Here is an 18,431-nt window from a genome sequence, read left to right on the forward strand (position 1 = left end):
GGAAAGGGTAGCATAGTGAGCGAAGTAGTAACACACAGAATATTGTTTCTGAAACTTCCTTCTGAGGTGCCTATATGCGCTTGATGGTTAGAATACTCCACATTACAATCACCCTTTCACTCCTCCTGATAGGTTGTGGCTCTATTATTGTATCGGCGGCGAACCCAAATCCACCCCAAGAAATTACAAAATGGCAAATGAAATGGGGGGATGAAACAGGAAATGCAGGAAAAGAGATTCCGTGGAGTGAAGGCCAGCAAGGCTGGATGAACATAGATTCTAAGAAGGGACTCCCAGAGTTACCTTCAGGAGTATCCTCTTCTTGGACCCGCATTTCCTTACCCGTTTTAAGTTATGTGTCTCCATCGGTGTATATCGATACTTTATATGCTCTTCATGTGAGAGTGTATGTGGAGGATCGTTTGATCTTCGAGGAAAATCGTAAATATATCAAGGATAACTATTCTTTGCTGTTGCCTTTAAGTAAAGAAGATAACGGGAAAACACTATATATCTGGACAGAAACCATGCAAGACAGAATTGGAATTAAAGAAAGTGTAATGATCGGTGAACATAGTCAATTAATTAATGAATATATTGAGAATGGACTAAGTGATGTGATTTTGGGCTGCGCTTTTTTTCTGGTGGCTATCGTTCTATTTATAAGTGCTCTATACATAAACAAAGATTATTTCTCCAGTGTTGCTTCACTAGCAGTGGTTATAGCGGCTACTGGAATCCTTTCTATAACCTACTCCCCCTTCATCTATACCTTTTACAATAAATTGGGGCCAATTAGTAACGTATGCTTAGACTTAGCCCTTTTTTCACTTCTCCCAGCGCTTACCTTTTTATTTGAGAAATTATTCGGTAGTGGTAAATTCAGTATCATTCGAAAATTTCGTCAATTTCAAGTGCTTTACTCTTCTTTTGGTTTGTTATGTCTTTTAATCAATCTCCTATCCAATAATCACTATATTAAGTTCTATTATTTTATTTCTACCACCATTATAGGGTTTATCCTTATCCTCCAATTCATCCTGCTGATCGCATGTGTGGTTATATTCTCTCTTAAAGGAAATAAAGATGCTATTGTGTTTGCCATTGGATTTGGAACCGCTGCGTTTACTGTAGTTGCAGAGCTATTATGGTATTACATCCAAAAAGGGAATTATGATTTGTTCTTGTGGAAGTGGGGGCTGGTTGCTTTCATTATTTCCTTGATCGTAATTCTGGAACGAAGATTAGCCTTTAACCATCAACAGGTTGTTAATTACTCTAGAGAACTAGAGCGTTTCAACAATGAATTGGAGCGTTCGGAAAAAATGGAGATCATTAGCGAGCTTGCTGCATCTGTAGCTCATGAAGTAAGAAACCCACTACAAGTCACTCGGGGCTTTCTGCAGCTGCTTAGCGAGAAATCTGTTAACGAAGAGCAAATTTATATGTCAATGGCCCTAAGTGAACTAGATCGTGCATCCAATATTATTACTGATTTCTTAACCTTTGCTAAACCAGAATTTGAGACGATCTCTAGTCTGAATTTATATGATGAATTCAAGCATATTGAGAGTATTATGCAGCCCCTGTGTCACATCAATGGAGGGAAAATGATTCTGGATGTATCCGGTCAATTATGGGTAAAAGGAAATTCCTCGAAATTTAAGCAGGCGTTCATTAACATTATCAAGAACAGCATTGAATCATTCAGTGAGGAAGGGTTCATTTATATGTCGGTGTATGGTGAAGATGATAAAGTGATTATTCACATCAAAGATAACGGGGAAGGAATGGACCCTGATGTTCTGCACCGACTAGGAGAACCATATTTCACCAAAAAAAATAAAGGAACAGGTTTAGGATTGATGGTCACCTTCCGCATCATTGAAGCTATGCAAGGTGAAGTGAGATTCACAAGCAAAAAAGGAGTAGGAACCGAATCCATTACCATACTGCCACTGGCAGAAGCTCCGGATGATTCCTACTCCCTATGAGGTTAATCCTGCTGTCTTACCAAGAACCGCGTGGTGCTGCGGTTGCTTTCAATACATCTGATGATGGACTTGGTGGGATTACAAGATAGAATTCATTTGAACCTTCTTCAACGGCTTTCAAGGTAACGCTGTCGGGAATGATTACGCCTAGCGCTTCTTGGAGAGCTGCTTTTGGATCTGCGAGTAGTCTTTGCTTAAAACTTGGATCTTCCCATGCCTTTTGAATGACTTGATTTCTAAGAACTGCTTCTGACATAATAATCACCCTTCCCAAAATGTATATATTTACCTTTAATAATATAACATAGCAATTGTGCTAATACTATTCTTTTAATTACAAAATAATAGAATTATTGTATATTTTTTGACAAATAATAAAACAAGCCTCCACCTTGTAAAAGCTGCTTTTCTGCTTCGATGGAATCGGAGATCTGTTGTAAGTTCGTCACCAACATGGAGTGGAATGCTAGGAGATGAGGTACATCCAAGCTGGAAGCCATTACTTTGCGATGCGTATCCTGCGCTAGCTCAGCATAGGTACGTAGTCCGTTTGCTGTAAACAGGAAGAATTCGACCTCTTTTGATGTGAGTGTGGTTGCTTTATCAGCGGATAGATAGCTTCGTGTGAGTGAGAGGAGACAATTATAGCTGCCTTCTGATAAATCTTCGTTCCAGTCTTCATAGTCGTCAAGCATTTGTAGTGTAAGTAGAACAGAGTCGATCATTTCCTCAGACTGTGGTACAAGAGAATCCTTACCAGATAACAGAAGGGCAGCGGTGCTGGATAGTTTGAGTGGACTGGCTTTATAAGGGATCTTGATCCGATCGTTAAGAAAATAATCACTGGCGGTTTCATTACTAACACTGTCTGCCCATTGAGCGATATAACGATTGAACGAGGTCCAGAAAGAGGAGTCATTCGGAAATAAAAGTCTGTAGATATTCAAAAATTCAACATAGAGTAGGTTCGCTAAAGGCAGTCTATCGTATGTAGAGGATTCTTTGCTGTCCATCAGGTCATCCTGTATGAAAAAATATAGCATGAAGAAGACATTGCCCATCGACATTTGACGGGTAATTTCTGCTGAGAGTCCACAGCTTTTCTGAAGCCAAAAGGGCAATAGATAACATATGTAATTTTTGTGGCTTTCCGCATTGAATACGTTAAAATGTTCAAGATAGGATATGCCTTGTGAATCTAGAGGCTCAGGAAATTCGGAGATGATCTTTCTACTTTCTTGAAAGACTAAGCGGAGTTCTTCTTCATAATCATTTAGCCAATCCATTGCATCCCTCCTACAATAAAATTGCAAATAACTGGTTCTTTCGACCTGATTATATCCTTCTCTTTATTCCATTACAACTAAAATTTAGGAGGTTTAAGGACGAATGGAGTGTTATACTTTTGGACAAATGCTTATGACTATTCGAATGGGGCAAAAGGCTGAAACGCCAGACGGCCGCATTGTAATGCGTACCTCTTCGGGACTTATTTGGACCAATGGGATATTGAATGGAAAAACAGTGGAAATCAAAAATTATTTGTTCTCTGATCTTTGGCAAATCTATGAGGATGAGGAAAGCATGAAAGAGGGAATTGGCAGAGAAAAGCATGAAGAACGGGAGCGGGAAATGCTTGAAAATCAATATGAAGAGCTGCGCTTAGCGAGTCGGAAACGTTAAATTCAGCGTTCGACTCGCCAATTGCAGCTTTGATGAGGAAATTACTCCGATTTCAATGCTTCATATTGTCCTCTTAGACGTATAAGTCTCCAAATACTTTGATCTAGGCCGCCGGGTCGGTTGCGCTCGGTCCACAATAGACGATACTGATGAAGAAGAACATTCAAATCATTGATTTGTTCTGTAATCAGATTAGGGTCAATCGTATCTGGCGCGGATGCCAGCTGCAGTTTAATTCTTCCAAGCTGCACAGCGTGCTTCACAAAATGGATTCCATTACTCAGTTCCTTAAGAACAAGATCAGCATCATCACATTGAAGATCAAGCCCCGAGAGACGTGTCTCGATAGAGAGCATGTATTCTTCGAGATTGTTGAAATGATCTTCGGTAAGTTTCTCTACAATTAACAAATTGTCGAGATTAGTACGAAGGAGCAGGGACATTTCCGTATCATTTGAACGAATAATCTCGGATTCAAGCTGATAGTAATTGCCCAGATCAAGGAGTAGTTGACCAATACCCTCGGAACGATCCGCGAAGATGAATGTATTCAAATATTTTGCAGTGTCTACATCTAAATTGTTATCTACATTCCAGGAAAGCGCAGCACCATAAACATATCCAGTGTAGCTGATTGGGAGATGCTGCCAGTGCCCATGATCACCCCAATCGGTAATGAGATAGCCGATAGAACCATTATTTTTGCCATGAATAGCTGCACTACGCAGATTGGCAAACATATTGTCGCTACGCCCTGTAATGGAGTTCCATGAGCTGGTACCTGGGCAGACATAGAAAGGAATACCTGCTTCACGGAATTTGAGGGTATCCGATTCAAAAGGATGTTCCGCACTGTAACCCCATTCCATAGCAATAATATCTTTAGGCAGGTGAGGGATTAGTTCGGGATGTTGGATAATAATATCGCCCCAGAATTGCATCGTCTTGCCGCGTTTCGTAACAAGCTCATAAATCTTCTGCAGAAAAGATAAATAGATCTGACCCTTGCCTTGTGATTCAGCCAGCGCTTTGCTTTTGCCAAGACCAAGCTCATACGTCTCATCACAGCCTACATTAAATTGATTAGAGGAGAAGTATGGAAGCAGATCGTCGAACATTTTTTCTAGCAGAGGGAGCACAGCAGGATCTTCGGTATCAAACGTACCGGGATGCATAAATAGTCCTTCTGGATATACATCCCCCATGTACAATTCCTTGGGAAGCATAAATCCCTCTGGAATTTCGGCTAAAGCATTGAATTCAGGACGGGAAAGCCAGCCTTCCATATGTCCAAAGCTGTTCTGGTTTGGAACAAGCTCAATATAACGCGCTTTACAGTAGGCATCTAGAAGCAAGATTTCCTCTCCTGTGATTGGAGTCTCAAGCTCCCACACTTGAGGGAAAGATTCATACGCGAACGGCGTACCTTCTATATATAGCTGAAGCTGGTTCATCTTCAGATCGGCCATAAGGTCAATGATTCGGTACAAGGTTTCTTGCTTCGGAATTTTATTGCGGCTGATATCAACGGTTATCCCTCTGGCTCCAAAATCAGGTTCATCGCGAATTTGCAGATGAGGAATAGATCTGCCGCTTTGTTCAATGATTTGTTTCAGTGTGGCTACTGCGTAGAAGGCACCGACAGGTGAGCTATAGGAGACAACGATACCGCTCTGATCAATAACTATTTCGTATGCCTGCTCAGATAATGATGGCACATAGCTAAAGATACAAGCGGATACAACCGTTGGACGTGTGCCAATAGATAAGGTCAAATGAAGATTTAAGGCTTGTTTAATCACAGCTTGCAGCTTTTGTGCAGCAGGCATTGAACTTTGCTCTCCCGTACTAGGAAGCACAATGCTTCCGCTGATTGGGAAACGGTATGAGCCTTGCGACAATGTGATTTCACGCGGATTAGGCAGAAGCAGTAGTGTAGAATGATTAAGCATAGCGTGGACACCTCTTATTCATGTAGAATATGATCAAGTTCACAATAACCTTATCACTACTAAACAGAGGGAGGAATGTCTATAATGTCCAAGCACATGGATTATATGATCAGTCCCTATCCAATACGAATTATTGATCCGAAGGTTGAGTCCTCTAAGCTGAAGCTTAAAAATATTAGAGTCGGACAAGCCGGTCATTTGCCTGGAAGAACGTTATTCCGTTCAGGCGTAGTTTTTGAACACTGGGCTATTGTTTACATAGTATCAGGTGGTGGCACCTATAGGGAGACTTCGGGGAAAGAACAGCAGGTGCGTGAAGGCAGCTTATTCTTTTTTCGTCCAGGATACAGTTATAATTTCGGTCCACCGCATGGAGGGAGCTGGGATGAGTATTATATTAATTTTAATGGGACACGTGTATCGGAATGGCTGGAGTCGGGGCTAATCGCTGGCGGGAATGTGTTCCAAGCGAATTCGATCATGGGACTTTCGGCCTTATTTGAAGAAGTGCTAGAGCGGATGGAGAGTGGAGAACCTGCAGATGCGGATCGGGCCGCACTACTCGTTGAAAGGATGCTATTGGAGTGTTCTTTTATAATAGAAGAAAAAAGTTGGAATGCCCAGGCAGATTATATGCGTCAGATTCGGGAGGACCTGAATTTATGCATTTATGGTGAAATGGACCTAGATCAAATTGCGGCAAAACATCATATCTCCATGTCTACCCTTCGTCGTCTTGTTCGGCGTAGTAGCGGGTATCCGCTTCATGAATATATTCACCGTCTTAAAATGGCTGAGGCCAAAAAGCTGCTTCTCAATACCTCATTACAAGTGAAAGAAATATCGGGCATGCTTCATTATAATGATCCTTTCTATTTTTCACGTTTATTTAAAAAATATATGGGAATTGCGCCGCAGCTTTGTCGAAGTAACATATAAATCGACATTATACTACTAGAGTCCCAATGAGAATTGTTATAATTGTTTAATTATTGTCGTTTTATAAAATTTATTTTAAATTATGGATTAATATTACATAAATACGTTAGTTCTTAATAACTATAGTGGATAAAATGACAAATTTTAGGTATAAAATCTCCTGAAAAAATAATAAATTTTTTGTAACTATTTTTCAAATGGAAGCGCAAACATGGGAAATGTCAACTTGTTATTGTGATTTTTCTCATGTATGATGCTTTTATCGAGCACAGCATAATCTCGCATTTTCCAAAAAAACTGGAGAATAGGGTGGTGGGATGAAAATCAAGCCAACTGCAGAAGACAAACTGATTGAGTATTACAGGTACTTCTCTTTGTCCCTCACATCGCTCATGTATCTTCTAGATAAAACGGGACCTTCCGTAATTTATAAATTCCTTGTTATTGCCATACTCTTTCTGTTTGCACAAACGTTCTCATTTGGTTATCGGAGGTTACGAAGCAGGCCAAAGACTCTCGTCCTGGCTGTTAGTATAGAGATGGTGGGAATTATTGCATTGACCTTGTTTACCGGTGGGTACGAGAGTTCTTTTAGGCTCTATGTGCTAAACCCTGTATTGATTGCTGCAGGTTCATTGTCCATTTATTTTGGATGGTCGCTGCTGTTAAGTTACATCAGTATTTTTGCGGTGCTCTGTTATTTTTTTATCAATTCTGCGAACAAAACTTTTCTGGAAATTGTATTTGTAAATGGGAATCTGTTTCTAACACTGGTACTTACGGTTATAATAATGCAGATCGTTAATCGGATGAAGCGGCAACGTGAAGAATCGAATGCCCGCACGAAAGAGACGATGGAGCATATCAAATCGCTGTACCATATCGTGGAAACCTCAAGCCAACATGATTTCATGAATATCGGTCAAGTGATCACCGATTATGTTGTTAAGCTAACGAAGCTAGATAAGGCTTTGTTTTGGTTCGCTAAGAAAAGCGGAGAACCAGCTCCGCAGAGCAGGCAGACCGGCTGGCAGCAGGAGGAGGAACAGTTCCTATTCTCAGAACTGGGAAAACATGAGCATGAATGGAGATTGCAGCGAGAGCCTATTTTTAGAAATCTTCCGGGATTAGGAGATTTCCTGCTGATGCCTGTACGGATGAGCACCCGTTTTGTAGGGATGATTGGACTCAAGCTGGAGTCTACAGAGGGGCTGGAAGGCCGCAGATGGTATATTCAACAATTGATATTCTTATCTGAGCTAAGTGCGAATATTCTTGAAAGGCATGAGCTTGGTGTGATTGAGAACCGGCTGATCATCACGAACGAACAGAACCGGATTGCGGATGAAATGCACGACAGTGTATCCCAGAGCCTTTTTGGTATTGTGTATGCGACGCATTCGCTGAAGGAATCGTGGAAGAGAATGTCAGATCATGAGCTAGAAGAACAAATTGAGCTTATTCATGACTCTGCTACAAAGGTTGCTAAAGAACTGCGGATCACGATCTACAGTCTTAGCTCCAAAAAGAGTGGCGGGCCTACATGGTTGGGCATGGTAAGATCACATTTGAAGAGCTTATCCAGATTAAATGATGTTGATATTGAATTAAAAATAACGGGAGATGATTTCAGTCTCCCTTATCCTTATCACAAGGCGCTTTTTCGAATTATCTCTGAAGCTACTGGAAATGCCATCAGGCATGGCGCTGCCAGTCGAGTGGATGTAGAACTGTCTCTGAAACCGACTTGGATCCGATTATTGATTTATGACAATGGTGTTGGTTTTGATACTGATTTGTTATGGATTGAATCCGAAGATAGTGCAAGTGGGCTTGGCATGAAGAATATGCAATATTTGACGCAGTCGCTAGGTGGCGACTTCCAGCTGTCCAGTAATGAAAATATGGGAACGAGAATCTTGATTTCCATTCCTGTGGGTGTAGCTGAATTAAAGAATGCATAAACTTTAGGGCGGGAGGTCGTTTCTATGAAAATCGTCATTGTAGATGATCATCCTCTAGTTAGAAGAGGGCTGGCATCCGTTATTTCGATGCAACCAAATGTGAAGTTTGCTGGAGAGGCGACGAACGGCCAAGAAGCGCTTCTTGTGATTGAGGAGACGCAGCCTGACCTTGTACTCATTGATCTTAAATTAGCGGATGAATCAGGACTTGATGTCATCAAGACGGCACGTGCTCGAGGTATCGTTAGTAAGTTTATTCTGCTGACATCCTCTGCAAGCAGAGAGGATTTTCTGAAAGCTGAGGAAGTGCTGGTAGACGGATATGTACTAAAAGAGGCATTGCCAGAAGAGTTACTATTTGCTATCCAGTTGGTCTATAAAGGAAGAAAGTATTATGATCCTGGTCTGATGGAAGATAAGATGCGAATGAGTGGAAGCAGTCCAACAGATGAATTGACCCCTAAAGAGAAGGAAGTCTTAATCGAGCTGGGACAGGGCGCTTGTAACAGAGAAATTGCCTCACGTCTTTTTATTAGTGAATTTACAGTGAAAAAGCATGTCAGTCAGATTTTAGCGAAATTACAGGTGGCAGATCGTACACAGGCAGCGCTTTACGCAAATGCTGTTGGATTGACCAAATATGAAATGTCATATGAGTGAAAGCTGAAATGCTTTATAAGCAGCATCGTACATAAACACGGACAGGATGTCCGTGTTTTTTTGTGCGTCAAAACTTAAATTAGCCCTAAATATGGCACTAAAGTATACCTCACCCCCCTCTTAAGGAGTACAACATCTTACTCCAAAGTGAAGAGGAAAGTAATGGTATGAGCCATGTGGCGAATGGTGTGGATTGATAGAATTAAAGCAACAACTGAAACTTTCATGAATGCTTTCAGAATGTAATTTTAGCGGAAGGAGGGTTACTGTGGAAAAGACGATTCTGGATTACATTAACCTGATTAAAAAAAGGTTTTGGCTCATCATGGTGTTCGTTTTGATCTCCTGTGCTACGACTTACTACGTTAGTAAAAACTTCGTTGAACCCGTCTATTCCGCTTCCGGACAGCTGCTTGTCAACAACATTGCCAAGGCTCCCGAGAGCAACAATCTTAATGATTTGAGCTTTAGCCTGAATTTAATTGAGAGTTACAAGGAAATTATGAAATCACCGACCATCATGAAAAGCGTAATAGAAAATCACCCGGAGTTTGGTCTGACGGCTGATGAACTAAGTCAGAAGCTTGAGATTAAAACTTCAGAGAAGAGCCAGGTAATCAACCTAAATGTTCAGGATGAAGACTACAACAAAGCTGCCGGGATCGTAAATGCGGTTTCGCAGACATTCATTCGTGAATTGCCATCGCTGATGAGGGTTGACAATGTTACCTTGCTGACACCGGCCGATCCAACTGATGTTCCAGGGCCCTCGAACGGCGGGTTTGCGATGAATCTCATCATCAGCTTTGTTGTATCGCTTATGGCTGCCCTAGGAATTATTTTGCTTATGGAAACACTTAACGGCACATTAAGGTCTGAAAAGGAAGCGGAATATGACCTTGGTCTTCCGGTAATTGCTTCAATCGCAACCATTCGTAAACGCGATTTGGGTAAGGCGGCAGGCGGGAACACAAGGGTGAAGGAGGGTGCTTATGTTACGGCTAAATAAGAGTCTGATTACTGATGCTAATCCATCCTCGCATATCTCGGAATCGTTTCGTTCGCTACGCACATATATACGCCAGCTTGGAATAACGCAGGGTAGCGGAGGAAAAGTGCTGCTCTTTACGTCAGCAGAAGCTGGAGCAGGCAAGACGACAATCTTGTCGAATCTCGCGGTTTCTTTCGTCCAGGATGGCAAGAAGGTAGCAGTGGTGGACTGCAATCTGCGACATCCCGGTCTTCATACAGTGTTTGAAATAGAGGGCAGTGACGGGCTTGCGGCTTATTTAAGTGGGCCAGAGGAAGCGGATAACATCGCTGTCCTCGGAAATCTGGCCAATCTCTCGGTTATCCCGGCGGGTAAAACGCATGTTAGTCCGCCGGATTTGCTAGGTAACCTTAAAATGACCGCTTTGCTTGAGGAACTAAAAGAAAACTACGATCTGATCCTGCTGGATTCTCCTTCGGCAGTCGATTTTAGTGATGCTCGTATATTGGCACCTCAAACGGACGGCGTGATCCTGGTGGCCAGATACGGAAAGTCCAAACGGGAATCGATTCGTAAAGCGAAGACACTGCTTGAACAGACCGGCTCTAATCTAATCGGAATTGCCATGAACCAGGCGAAGTAAACGTTTATGTTTTCGATGTGAAATCATTGTAGCTAATGCTTACAAAACTTTTAGGAGGTAAAGTGCGATGAAAAAAGTGAAAAAAGTAATCATACCCGCGGCAGGACTAGGTACTCGCTTTCTTCCTGCAACGAAAGCCATGCCTAAAGAAATGCTTCCGATTATCAATAAACCAACCATTCAATACATTGTTGAGGAAGCTATTGCTTCCGGTATTGAAGATATCATCATTGTTACTGGTAAAGGTAAAAGAGCCATTGAGGATCATTTTGACAATGCGTTTGAGCTGGAGTCTAGACTTCTGGAAGATGGAAAGCTGGATCTGCTAAAAGAGGTTCAGCGTTCAGCCAAGGTAGAAATCCACTATATTCGCCAGAAAGAACCAAAGGGTCTGGGGCATGCCGTATGGTGTGCAAGACGGTTTATCGGTGATGAGCCATTCGGTGTCATGTTAGGCGATGATATCGTCACAGGAGCCGTACCTTGCCTTAAGCAGCTGATTGATCAATATGAAGAAACACAAAACTCGGTGATTGGAGTTCAAGAGATTCCTGATGAATTCACGAATCGTTACGGTATTATTGAACCGGATTTGCAGGACGGTAAATTGTATCGGGTTAACAATTTTGTAGAGAAGCCGCCACTAGGTACGGCACCATCCAATCTGGCAATCATGGGACGTTATGTGTTTACTCCGAAGATCTTTAAGTATCTCGATCTGATGGAAGAAGGTGCTGGCGGAGAGATCCAATTGACAGATGCCATTCAGAAGCTGAATCAGAGCGAACGGGTATATGCCTATAATTTTGACGGAACAAGATATGATGTCGGTGAGCGGCTTGGATATATTTTAACAACACTTGAATTTGCACTGCAGAGCGAAGATTTACGCTATCCGGTGATGGATGCAATGTCGGAATGGCTGAATAAAATGGGACAAACCAGCTTGAGTAGTTAAGTTGAGTTCGCAAAATTTTAGATGAGGAGGATGAGCATGCAAAAACTGCCGGAAGACTACGAGGCGGTCCTGCCGAAACTTTACATGCTGCATACCGATGAGAGAAGGAAAGAAGCGGAGTCCTATTTGATAATGAAACGGATGATCGATATCTTTTTTTCCGCTCTTGGTCTTCTCGTGTTAATGCCATTATTTGTTGTCGTGGCGATTCTGATCAAGCTGGAGGATCCGAAAGGAAAGGTGTTCTTTCGACAAAACCGGGTTGGGAAGAATGAAAAGCAGTTCCCGATGTATAAGTTCAGATCCATGGTTAGTAACGCTGAAGAGTTAAAAGAAAACCTGATGGCTTATAACGAAGTGAGCGGTGCCATGTTCAAGATTAAGAACGATCCGCGGATCACACAGATAGGGAGATTCCTGCGCAAGACGAGCATCGATGAGCTGCCTCAGCTGTGGAATGTGCTAATAGGTCAAATGAGTCTGGTCGGTCCTCGTCCTCCGCTGCCAGAAGAGGTGGCTCAGTATACGGAATATGACAAACAGCGTTTGACGGTTACACCAGGTTGTACCGGATATTGGCAAGTGAATGCCCGAAACAGTGTCGGTTTCGACGAAATGGTACAGCTGGATTTAACCTACATCCATATTCGGAGCACCATGCTGGATCTAAAAATCATTGCTAAAACCGGACTGATGTTACTCGGTTCAAAAGATGCTTATTAATAATGTGGAAATTAGGTGAATGCCGATGCGTGAATACGGAGACGTTCCTAAGCTTTCCATTATCATCTGTACCTACAACAGAGCACCTTTATTGATCAAGACGCTTCAGTCACTTTTAAAGCTGGATCACTTAGAACAGGCGGAGATCATTGTTGTGGATAACTGTTCCAAGGATGATACAGAAGCGTGCGTCAAAAAGTTTATAGGAAAGCATGGAGCTGATGTGGATATCCGCTACATGATGGAGCCTATGCAGGGGCTTTCAGCGGCTAGAAATACAGGGATTCTGGCCTCCAAATCACCGCTGATTGCCTTTCTCGATGATGATGCGATACCTTGCCAGCGATGGATTACAACGATTGTCAGTACTTTCGAGAGTAAACCGGAGGTCATGGCTATGGGAGGCAAAATCGCCCCTATATTCGAAAGTAAACGTCCGGACTGGTTGATTAAACCCTTTGAGCTTCCGTACACCATTGTTGATTTAGGTAACCGGATTAAGGAATATCCCAAGCAGCTTCATCCTTGTGGGGCCAATATGGCGATGCGGAAGCTCGTATTCGACATCAGTCTTTTTCCCCTAGATCTGGGAAGAAAGGGTGATTCTCTACTCTCAGGTGAAGAGACCTGGTTATTCGGACAGATTCAAAAAGAGGGACATTCCATCCTCTATCATCCGGAAATGGCGGTTGACCATTTCGTTCCGGCAGCTCGGTTGACGGAAGACTGGATTATGAGGCGCTATTATAGCCAAGGTATCTCTAACGCTATGAAAAGCGAAGGGTTAAAAGGCAAGCTAATTCTAGTGGGAAAGACAGCTGCTAAGCTCGTGTATATCCTGGCTGATTCTATTCTCTCAAGAAGCAAAGGAAGAAGGCTTTTGAACAAATGCAGGCTGGAGAGTATTCGTGGAACGCTTCATATGATTCTTAATCGGGAGAGGCATTCCGCAGCGGGGTGAGGGATTAACATGACTAATTTTGAGTGGGGCTCCAAATTAAATGTTTTGCCATACGGGATGCTCTATCTCATGTCGGCCCTGTTCTTTGGAACGGCGGTCATCTACCAGCCGATGATTGCGATAGCTGCCGTGCTTCTGATTATATTGCTGGGAATCTCGATTTCACGGCCTGAACTGATCAGTTATTTCGTTCTCATCACGACGGCAATATCGATTAACTTTTTATATGATGGCAGCATGTTCGGAATGGAGATATTGTCACTTTATAAATTGGTAATCGTGATGCTGCTTGTTCCTTGTATTCTGGTCAATGGTTTGCGGTTTCGTCTGAGTCACCCCCTGTGGGCAATGGTAGCACTGCTGGTGATTACCTTTGGATCTTCGATCTGGCTGCCGGAAATGACCTCATCCATTGCAGTTAAAGCTTTTATCGGTCTATCAATTCCATTCGTATTTTTACTTATCAACTGGAAAAAGGATGTAGCCGAGCTGCAAATCAAGATTATCTGTATGCTTCCCTTTGTTAGTGTAGTGGTTGGTTTGTTGCTGCAGCTTGCGCATGTTCATAATTTTCTCAACATCGAGTATACAGGCGCTGTACGGATTCAGGGAGCTAATATTCCTTCGCATCTAGCGATGCTGGCCTTTATGGGAGTCGCGATTCCATTTATAGAGGTGAAGCGGAATCCGCAGCATGCACGCTTTTTCTATATCATGTTAGTTCTAAATTTCTTTATCTTGATTGGAACAGGAACAAGAGGACCTATATTGGCACTTGGACTTACCGTACTCTATTACTTCTATGATATTCTTCGCCAATATTTGAAGGGCAGAACCTATCTGCTAATTCCGTTAATGGGTGCATTTTTCCTGATTATGGTCGCCGTCTTCTGGCAGCTCGATAATTTTGAGAAACGTTCCTTTGAGAGACAGACAGATACGGCTGTTGATTTATCAGGAAGGTCAGAGGCATGGGAGTATTTCTTAAACAAGGCTGCGGACTCTCCTTGGTCTGGTAGAGGGCTTGGAGCAGTGACGGTAGCAAATGATGGATCATTGTATAAGGGTTTTGTAGTTCCGCATAACGAGTATATCCGCTTTTACTTCGATGGGGGATATATTGGCGCTATTCTGTTGATGTTCTCTTTATTGGCTGTATTTATTCTGGTGTACAGAGCATTGGCTCCGCCGATCAAACCTTATTATCTGTTATTTATTGCAGCGTTTTTAATCTACTCATTCTCCGATAACACGCTGTCGACGGTCCAATTTATTATTCCGTTCTGTTGGTACCTGAACTGCCTGTATCGATCTTCACAGCCAACCGATTCCCCACAAAAAGAAGTGATACGATGAATCAAGTGAATATGTTCGATGTCAATTTTGATAACTATGATTTTATGGATTTGCTTGATTACATTGATAAAACCATTCAGGAGAGGAATCAGTCATATATCCTCACTTGCAATGTAGATCATGTGATCAAGCTTCGTAAGGATAAAGAATTTCAAACGGTATATTCGAAGGCAGGCGCAGTTGTTGCTGATGGAATGCCACTGATCTGGGCATCCAAAATGCTAGGCAAGCCGCTTAAGCAGAAGGTATCCGGTGCGGATCTATTTAATCGATTGGGCAACGCCTTTGAGCAAAGGAAGTACCGGCTGTTCTTCTTAGGCTCAGCTGAAGGCGTGGCGGAACGGGCAGCGATGAATTTGAAAACAGCGCATCCCGGAATAAATGTAGTTGGCTGTTATTCTCCATCCTATGGATTCGAGCACAATGAGGAAGAGAATGAACGCATTATAGAAATGCTGACAGAGTGCCAGCCAGATATCGTGTTTGTTGGTGTAGGAGCTCCTAAGCAAGAAAAGTGGATTTACCGCCACTATACCTCTTATCAAGCTCCGATATCGATCGGAGTGGGAGCGACCTTTGATTTTCTGTCAGGCTCAGTGAAACGAGCGCCTAGCTTCATGCAAAAAACAGGGTTCGAATGGTTCTGGCGGCTTAGCCAGGAGCCGGGCCGGCTCTGGAAAAGGTATCTTGTGGACGATGCACAATTTCTATTTTTATTACTTAAGGAACTGCGTAAGCGGGATAAGGTGAAGGAAGGAGGCTTGGAATGAGTGTATTTACGCCCCCATCACTTAGGTTTATCAAGACAGCTGGAGTACTAGGGGGAGCTGCGGCTATAGGTGTCTCTCTTCCGCTGATCATCGGCTTCTCCAGTGCGATGCTGAGTTCATCGAACAGTCTGCAGGGAGCCATTCTCTCAGCTATCCTATTTCCAGCTTTCTTGCTAGCCATACTTAGACCGAAAATGCTGGTTGCTTATACCTTGTTAATCTGGGCTGTCGCTCCAGAGCTGCGCCGCATTGCTGACTGGTCAGAAGGAGTCTATCACTCTGTATCACTGCTAAGTTTAGCCCCCTTGTTAACCGGCGTAACCTTAATTATTCCGCTGCTGAGGGAGATTCACAATATTCAAAAAGCCTCTACGCGGATCATGCTGCTGTTCGCAGTTGCGCTAGGTTATGGAGCTTTAATTGGCTTGGCCAAGAATGGCATGGGCTCAGTTTATGACTTAGCGAATTATATTGTGCCCCTGCTGCTATTGCCGTACTTTGCCGTTACAAAGTTCAAGCCGAAGGATATCGACCGGCTGCTTACCGCTTTTGCCAATATTGCGGTCCTGGTTGCCATTTATGGGATTGTTCAGTATTTGACAGTGCCACCTTGGGATGTGTTCTGGATGAAACATGCGGATATGATGTCCATCGGAAATCCATATCCATTGGAAATCCGAGTGTTCTCTACGCTGAATTCGCCCGGACCAGCTGCAACATTCTTAGCGTTTGCTTTAGTTCCGATGATACTGGAGAAAAAATGGCGGGGAACATTGCGCTGGATCGGCGTTCTGCTAGTTGTAATCTGCCTGCTGACTACTTTAGTACGAGCGGCATGGCTGATTCTACTGGTGATGCTGCTCATGTACATTGGAACCTCTCCCTCTAAGGGAAAGTGGAAAACCTTGATCCAATTAGTTTTTGTGGCTGCGGCGTTGTTCTGGGTTGTGCCGAAATTGCCTGGCGCCGAAGGACTGGTTGCTCGGGTAGAGACGCTTTCTTCTGTTCAGGAAGATCACTCTTATAATGAACGGCTAAGCTTATGGCAAAACATGCTGCCGATGGTCGCCGCCAATCCAGTAGGTCAGGGAATTGGCAGTGTCGGCCAAGGGACTAAGCTTGGCAACGGCGGCGAGCTTGGAGAATACGGAATTATGGATAACGGAGTTATCGCTTTACTGCTTACCTTTGGTGTTCTGGGTGCTGTTTTCTTCTTCGGAGCTTTAGGCGCAGTTGTCAAACAGATATTTGCTAGAGTAATCAGCAAGGACAAATTGCAGCCATACGCCCGACTTGCGTTAGCTACTTGGACTGGTGCGATTGTCAGTCTGGTTTCAGATAATGGGTTTCCCGGACTCAAGGGATACTTAATCTGGATGCTGATCGGTCTTGGCCTCAGCGCAAGGGAGATTACTCAAAGTAGAAGGAAGGGAACACCGTATGCAGCAGTTGAATGCAAAATCTCTCCCCACTAGAACAATCTGGTCATCCTTTAGACTGTTCGCCAAAAGTAAGGACAACAGCTCGGCAGCCGTAAAAACTATGTTTGTCAGTGTAATGATCTTACTGATTAACATGTTAACGGGTGTACTGACTGCCCGTTATCTTGGACCGACAGGACGTGGGGAACAGACGGCAATGATTAACTGGTCACAGTTTCTGGCGTTCAGCATGAGCTTTGGTATTCCGTCAGCTCTGATCTATAACGCTAAGAAAAATCCGGAGGATGCCGGAGTGCTTTATCGAATGGCCTTGCTGCTCGGTATTATTTTCGGGGTCATAGCGATGATTATAGGTATCGTGGTCTTGCCCTATTGGCTGAAATCCTTCAGTCCGGAGGTTGTGAGCTTTGCCCAGTGGTCAATGATTCTGTGTCCAATTATAGTAATCTCTCAAATTAACAATGCAGCCTTTCAATTCAGAGGAGAATACAAGAGGTTTAATTGGATTCGTTATCTAGTCCCGTTGCTTACACTGACGATAATCGGAATATTGATCGCACTGGATCAGATGAATCCTTTTACAACTGCAGTAGCCTATCTCCTTCCAGGAGCCCCGGTGTTTATTGGAATGATGATTTCCTTGCTGCGCACCTATAAGGTGAAGATGAAAGGAGCCTTTCAGAATTTAAAAAGATTGTTCACTTATGGGCTAGGTTCTTACGGCAATGATTTGCTTGGTAATTTCTCTTACTATATCGATCAGATTGTGATTGCCGGCTTGTTAAGACCTGCTGATTTGGGGCTGTATGTAGTGGCAGTGAGTCTGTCACGGATGGTTAATTTTTTCTCAAGCTCGATTACCATCGTACTCTTTCCCAAGGCTTCTGAGTTGTCAAAAGAACAGGCGGTAGAGCTAACATTCAAAGCCTTTCGAATTAGCACGACCTTCACCATGCTTGGCGGAGTAGTCCTGATGCTCTTAGCCCCTTTAGTGATTCCGCTGATGTACGGCAAAGATTTCAACGCGGCATTAACTGTGTTTCGCTTATTGCTTCTTGAAGTGACCATTAGCGGAGGGACGATCATTCTGGCGCAGGCCTTTATGGCGCTAGGCAAGCCAAAAGTTGTTTCGATGCTTCAAGGTTTCGGCTTACTCTTGGTTATCCCGATGTTGTTCCTGCTCATCCCTAAATTTGGCTTGCTCGGAGCAGGGATAGCGATGTTGTCATCAGCAATCCTGCGATTCTTCTTCATTGTTCTCAATATAAAGTACACCTTAAAAGTTAAACTTCCCCGGCTGCTCATTACCCGGGAGGACATTCAGTGGATGAAGACGACGATGAATTCTTACATTCGCAAGAAACCTATGGATATGAATGGATAATGCGAAAGATA

17 protein-coding genes are annotated in these 18,431 nt (G+C 43.2%); 14 read left to right on the forward strand and 3 right to left on the reverse strand.

All coding sequences use genetic code 11. The features are described 5' to 3' along the window. The first annotated feature begins 83 nt into the window (after positions 1-83). Entirely contained in the window at positions 84-1,994 is a 1,911-nt protein-coding gene (locus ACN6KS_RS04770) for a sensor histidine kinase (RefSeq protein WP_256989886.1), read from the forward strand. A gap of 16 nt (positions 1,995-2,010) precedes the next feature. On the opposite strand, the gene ACN6KS_RS04775 is transcribed toward ACN6KS_RS04770, so the two are convergent. Both ACN6KS_RS04775 and ACN6KS_RS04780 read right to left on the reverse strand, forming a co-directional pair. Then, positions 2,011-2,250: an NHLP leader peptide family RiPP precursor gene (locus tag ACN6KS_RS04775; RefSeq protein WP_170880314.1), complete on the reverse strand. Its 240-nt coding sequence runs from the start codon at positions 2,248-2,250 to the stop codon at positions 2,011-2,013. Between the two features lie 94 nt (positions 2,251-2,344). Beyond that, complete coding sequence (locus ACN6KS_RS04780) at positions 2,345-3,280, reverse strand: hypothetical protein (protein WP_440961478.1); 936 nt, start codon at positions 3,278-3,280, stop codon at positions 2,345-2,347. A 103-nt stretch (positions 3,281-3,383) separates the two neighbouring features. Here ACN6KS_RS04780 and ACN6KS_RS04785 point away from each other — a divergent pair, with 103 nt between their 5' ends. Continuing rightward, complete coding sequence (locus ACN6KS_RS04785) at positions 3,384-3,677, forward strand: hypothetical protein (protein WP_094871539.1); 294 nt, start codon at positions 3,384-3,386, stop codon at positions 3,675-3,677. A gap of 41 nt (positions 3,678-3,718) precedes the next feature. Here ACN6KS_RS04785 and ACN6KS_RS04790 read toward each other — a convergent pair whose 3' ends face one another. Beyond that, on the reverse strand, positions 3,719-5,629 hold the full coding sequence (locus ACN6KS_RS04790; protein WP_280787753.1) for a family 20 glycosylhydrolase: 1,911 nt from the start codon (positions 5,627-5,629) through the stop codon (positions 3,719-3,721). 84 nt (positions 5,630-5,713) lie between these two features. Between ACN6KS_RS04790 and ACN6KS_RS04795 the strand changes: the two genes are divergently transcribed. The 12 genes from ACN6KS_RS04795 (at position 5,714) to ACN6KS_RS04850 (ending at position 18,420) form a co-directional block, all read left to right on the forward strand. Further along, positions 5,714-6,568 (forward strand): helix-turn-helix domain-containing protein, encoded by an 855-nt coding sequence (locus ACN6KS_RS04795; RefSeq protein WP_179281648.1) that lies wholly within the window; start codon positions 5,714-5,716, stop codon positions 6,566-6,568. Positions 6,569-6,885: 317 nt separating this feature from the next. Continuing rightward, a complete protein-coding gene (locus ACN6KS_RS04800) occupies positions 6,886-8,532 on the forward strand; it encodes a sensor histidine kinase (protein WP_094871544.1) in 1,647 nt (548 codons plus the stop codon). 24 nt (positions 8,533-8,556) lie between these two features. Further along, positions 8,557-9,192, forward strand: coding sequence for a response regulator (locus ACN6KS_RS04805; protein WP_094871545.1), 636 nt, complete (start codon positions 8,557-8,559; stop codon positions 9,190-9,192). Positions 9,193-9,460: 268 nt separating this feature from the next. Beyond that, positions 9,461-10,201 carry a YveK family protein gene (locus ACN6KS_RS04810; RefSeq protein WP_094871547.1) on the forward strand — a complete coding sequence of 247 codons (741 nt, stop codon included), beginning with the start codon at positions 9,461-9,463 and terminating at the stop codon, positions 10,199-10,201. Then, entirely contained in the window at positions 10,185-10,826 is a 642-nt protein-coding gene (locus tag ACN6KS_RS04815) for a CpsD/CapB family tyrosine-protein kinase (RefSeq protein ID WP_094871549.1), read from the forward strand. The genes ACN6KS_RS04810 and ACN6KS_RS04815 overlap by 17 nt, the downstream gene beginning before the upstream one ends. 67 nt (positions 10,827-10,893) lie before the next feature. Beyond that, complete coding sequence (galU, locus tag ACN6KS_RS04820; RefSeq protein WP_036676615.1) at positions 10,894-11,784, forward strand: UTP--glucose-1-phosphate uridylyltransferase GalU; 891 nt, start codon at positions 10,894-10,896, stop codon at positions 11,782-11,784. 30 nt (positions 11,785-11,814) lie between these two features. Continuing rightward, complete coding sequence (locus ACN6KS_RS04825) at positions 11,815-12,507, forward strand: sugar transferase (RefSeq protein WP_042124430.1); 693 nt, start codon at positions 11,815-11,817, stop codon at positions 12,505-12,507. 25 nt (positions 12,508-12,532) lie between these two features. After that, a complete protein-coding gene (locus tag ACN6KS_RS04830) occupies positions 12,533-13,468 on the forward strand; it encodes a glycosyltransferase (protein WP_094871551.1) in 936 nt (311 codons plus the stop codon). Between the two features lie 9 nt (positions 13,469-13,477). Then, entirely contained in the window at positions 13,478-14,824 is a 1,347-nt protein-coding gene (locus ACN6KS_RS04835) for an O-antigen ligase family protein (protein ID WP_094871552.1), read from the forward strand. Then, positions 14,821-15,594: a WecB/TagA/CpsF family glycosyltransferase gene (locus ACN6KS_RS04840; RefSeq protein WP_440961479.1), complete on the forward strand. Its 774-nt coding sequence runs from the start codon at positions 14,821-14,823 to the stop codon at positions 15,592-15,594. Before ACN6KS_RS04835 ends, ACN6KS_RS04840 begins: the two co-directional genes overlap by 4 nt. Then, positions 15,591-17,069 (forward strand): O-antigen ligase family protein, encoded by a 1,479-nt coding sequence (locus ACN6KS_RS04845; RefSeq protein WP_094875422.1) that lies wholly within the window; start codon positions 15,591-15,593, stop codon positions 17,067-17,069. The genes ACN6KS_RS04840 and ACN6KS_RS04845 overlap by 4 nt, the downstream gene beginning before the upstream one ends. Beyond that, a complete protein-coding gene (locus ACN6KS_RS04850) occupies positions 17,035-18,420 on the forward strand; it encodes an oligosaccharide flippase family protein (RefSeq protein WP_440961480.1) in 1,386 nt (461 codons plus the stop codon). The genes ACN6KS_RS04845 and ACN6KS_RS04850 overlap by 35 nt, the downstream gene beginning before the upstream one ends. Positions 18,421-18,431: the final 11 nt, after the last annotated feature.

This window comes from Paenibacillus nitricinens (assembly GCF_052056485.1).
In the GTDB taxonomy this organism is placed as follows: Bacteria; Bacillota; Bacilli; order Paenibacillales; family Paenibacillaceae; genus Paenibacillus_AQ; species Paenibacillus_AQ nitricinens.

Excerpts from the sequence above, each read along its gene's own strand:
- ACN6KS_RS04770 (WP_256989886.1), top strand. The coding sequence starts at position 84 with ATGGTTAGAATACTCCACATTACAATCACCCTTTCACTCCTCCTGATA.
- ACN6KS_RS04775 (WP_170880314.1), bottom strand. The coding sequence starts at position 2,250 with ATGTCAGAAGCAGTTCTTAGAAATCAAGTCATTCAAAAGGCATGGGAA.
- ACN6KS_RS04780 (WP_440961478.1), bottom strand. The coding sequence starts at position 3,280 with ATGGATTGGCTAAATGATTATGAAGAAGAACTCCGCTTAGTCTTTCAA.
- ACN6KS_RS04785 (WP_094871539.1), top strand. The coding sequence starts at position 3,384 with ATGGAGTGTTATACTTTTGGACAAATGCTTATGACTATTCGAATGGGG.
- ACN6KS_RS04790 (WP_280787753.1), bottom strand. The coding sequence starts at position 5,629 with ATGCTTAATCATTCTACACTACTGCTTCTGCCTAATCCGCGTGAAATC.
- ACN6KS_RS04795 (WP_179281648.1), top strand. The coding sequence starts at position 5,714 with ATGTCCAAGCACATGGATTATATGATCAGTCCCTATCCAATACGAATT.
- ACN6KS_RS04800 (WP_094871544.1), top strand. The coding sequence starts at position 6,886 with ATGAAAATCAAGCCAACTGCAGAAGACAAACTGATTGAGTATTACAGG.
- ACN6KS_RS04805 (WP_094871545.1), top strand. The coding sequence starts at position 8,557 with ATGAAAATCGTCATTGTAGATGATCATCCTCTAGTTAGAAGAGGGCTG.
- ACN6KS_RS04815 (WP_094871549.1), top strand. The coding sequence starts at position 10,185 with ATGTTACGGCTAAATAAGAGTCTGATTACTGATGCTAATCCATCCTCG.
- galU (WP_036676615.1), top strand. The coding sequence starts at position 10,894 with ATGAAAAAAGTGAAAAAAGTAATCATACCCGCGGCAGGACTAGGTACT.
- ACN6KS_RS04825 (WP_042124430.1), top strand. The coding sequence starts at position 11,815 with ATGAGCATGCAAAAACTGCCGGAAGACTACGAGGCGGTCCTGCCGAAA.
- ACN6KS_RS04830 (WP_094871551.1), top strand. The coding sequence starts at position 12,533 with ATGCGTGAATACGGAGACGTTCCTAAGCTTTCCATTATCATCTGTACC.
- ACN6KS_RS04835 (WP_094871552.1), top strand. The coding sequence starts at position 13,478 with ATGACTAATTTTGAGTGGGGCTCCAAATTAAATGTTTTGCCATACGGG.
- ACN6KS_RS04840 (WP_440961479.1), top strand. The coding sequence starts at position 14,821 with ATGAATCAAGTGAATATGTTCGATGTCAATTTTGATAACTATGATTTT.
- ACN6KS_RS04845 (WP_094875422.1), top strand. The coding sequence starts at position 15,591 with ATGAGTGTATTTACGCCCCCATCACTTAGGTTTATCAAGACAGCTGGA.
- ACN6KS_RS04850 (WP_440961480.1), top strand. The coding sequence starts at position 17,035 with ATGCAGCAGTTGAATGCAAAATCTCTCCCCACTAGAACAATCTGGTCA.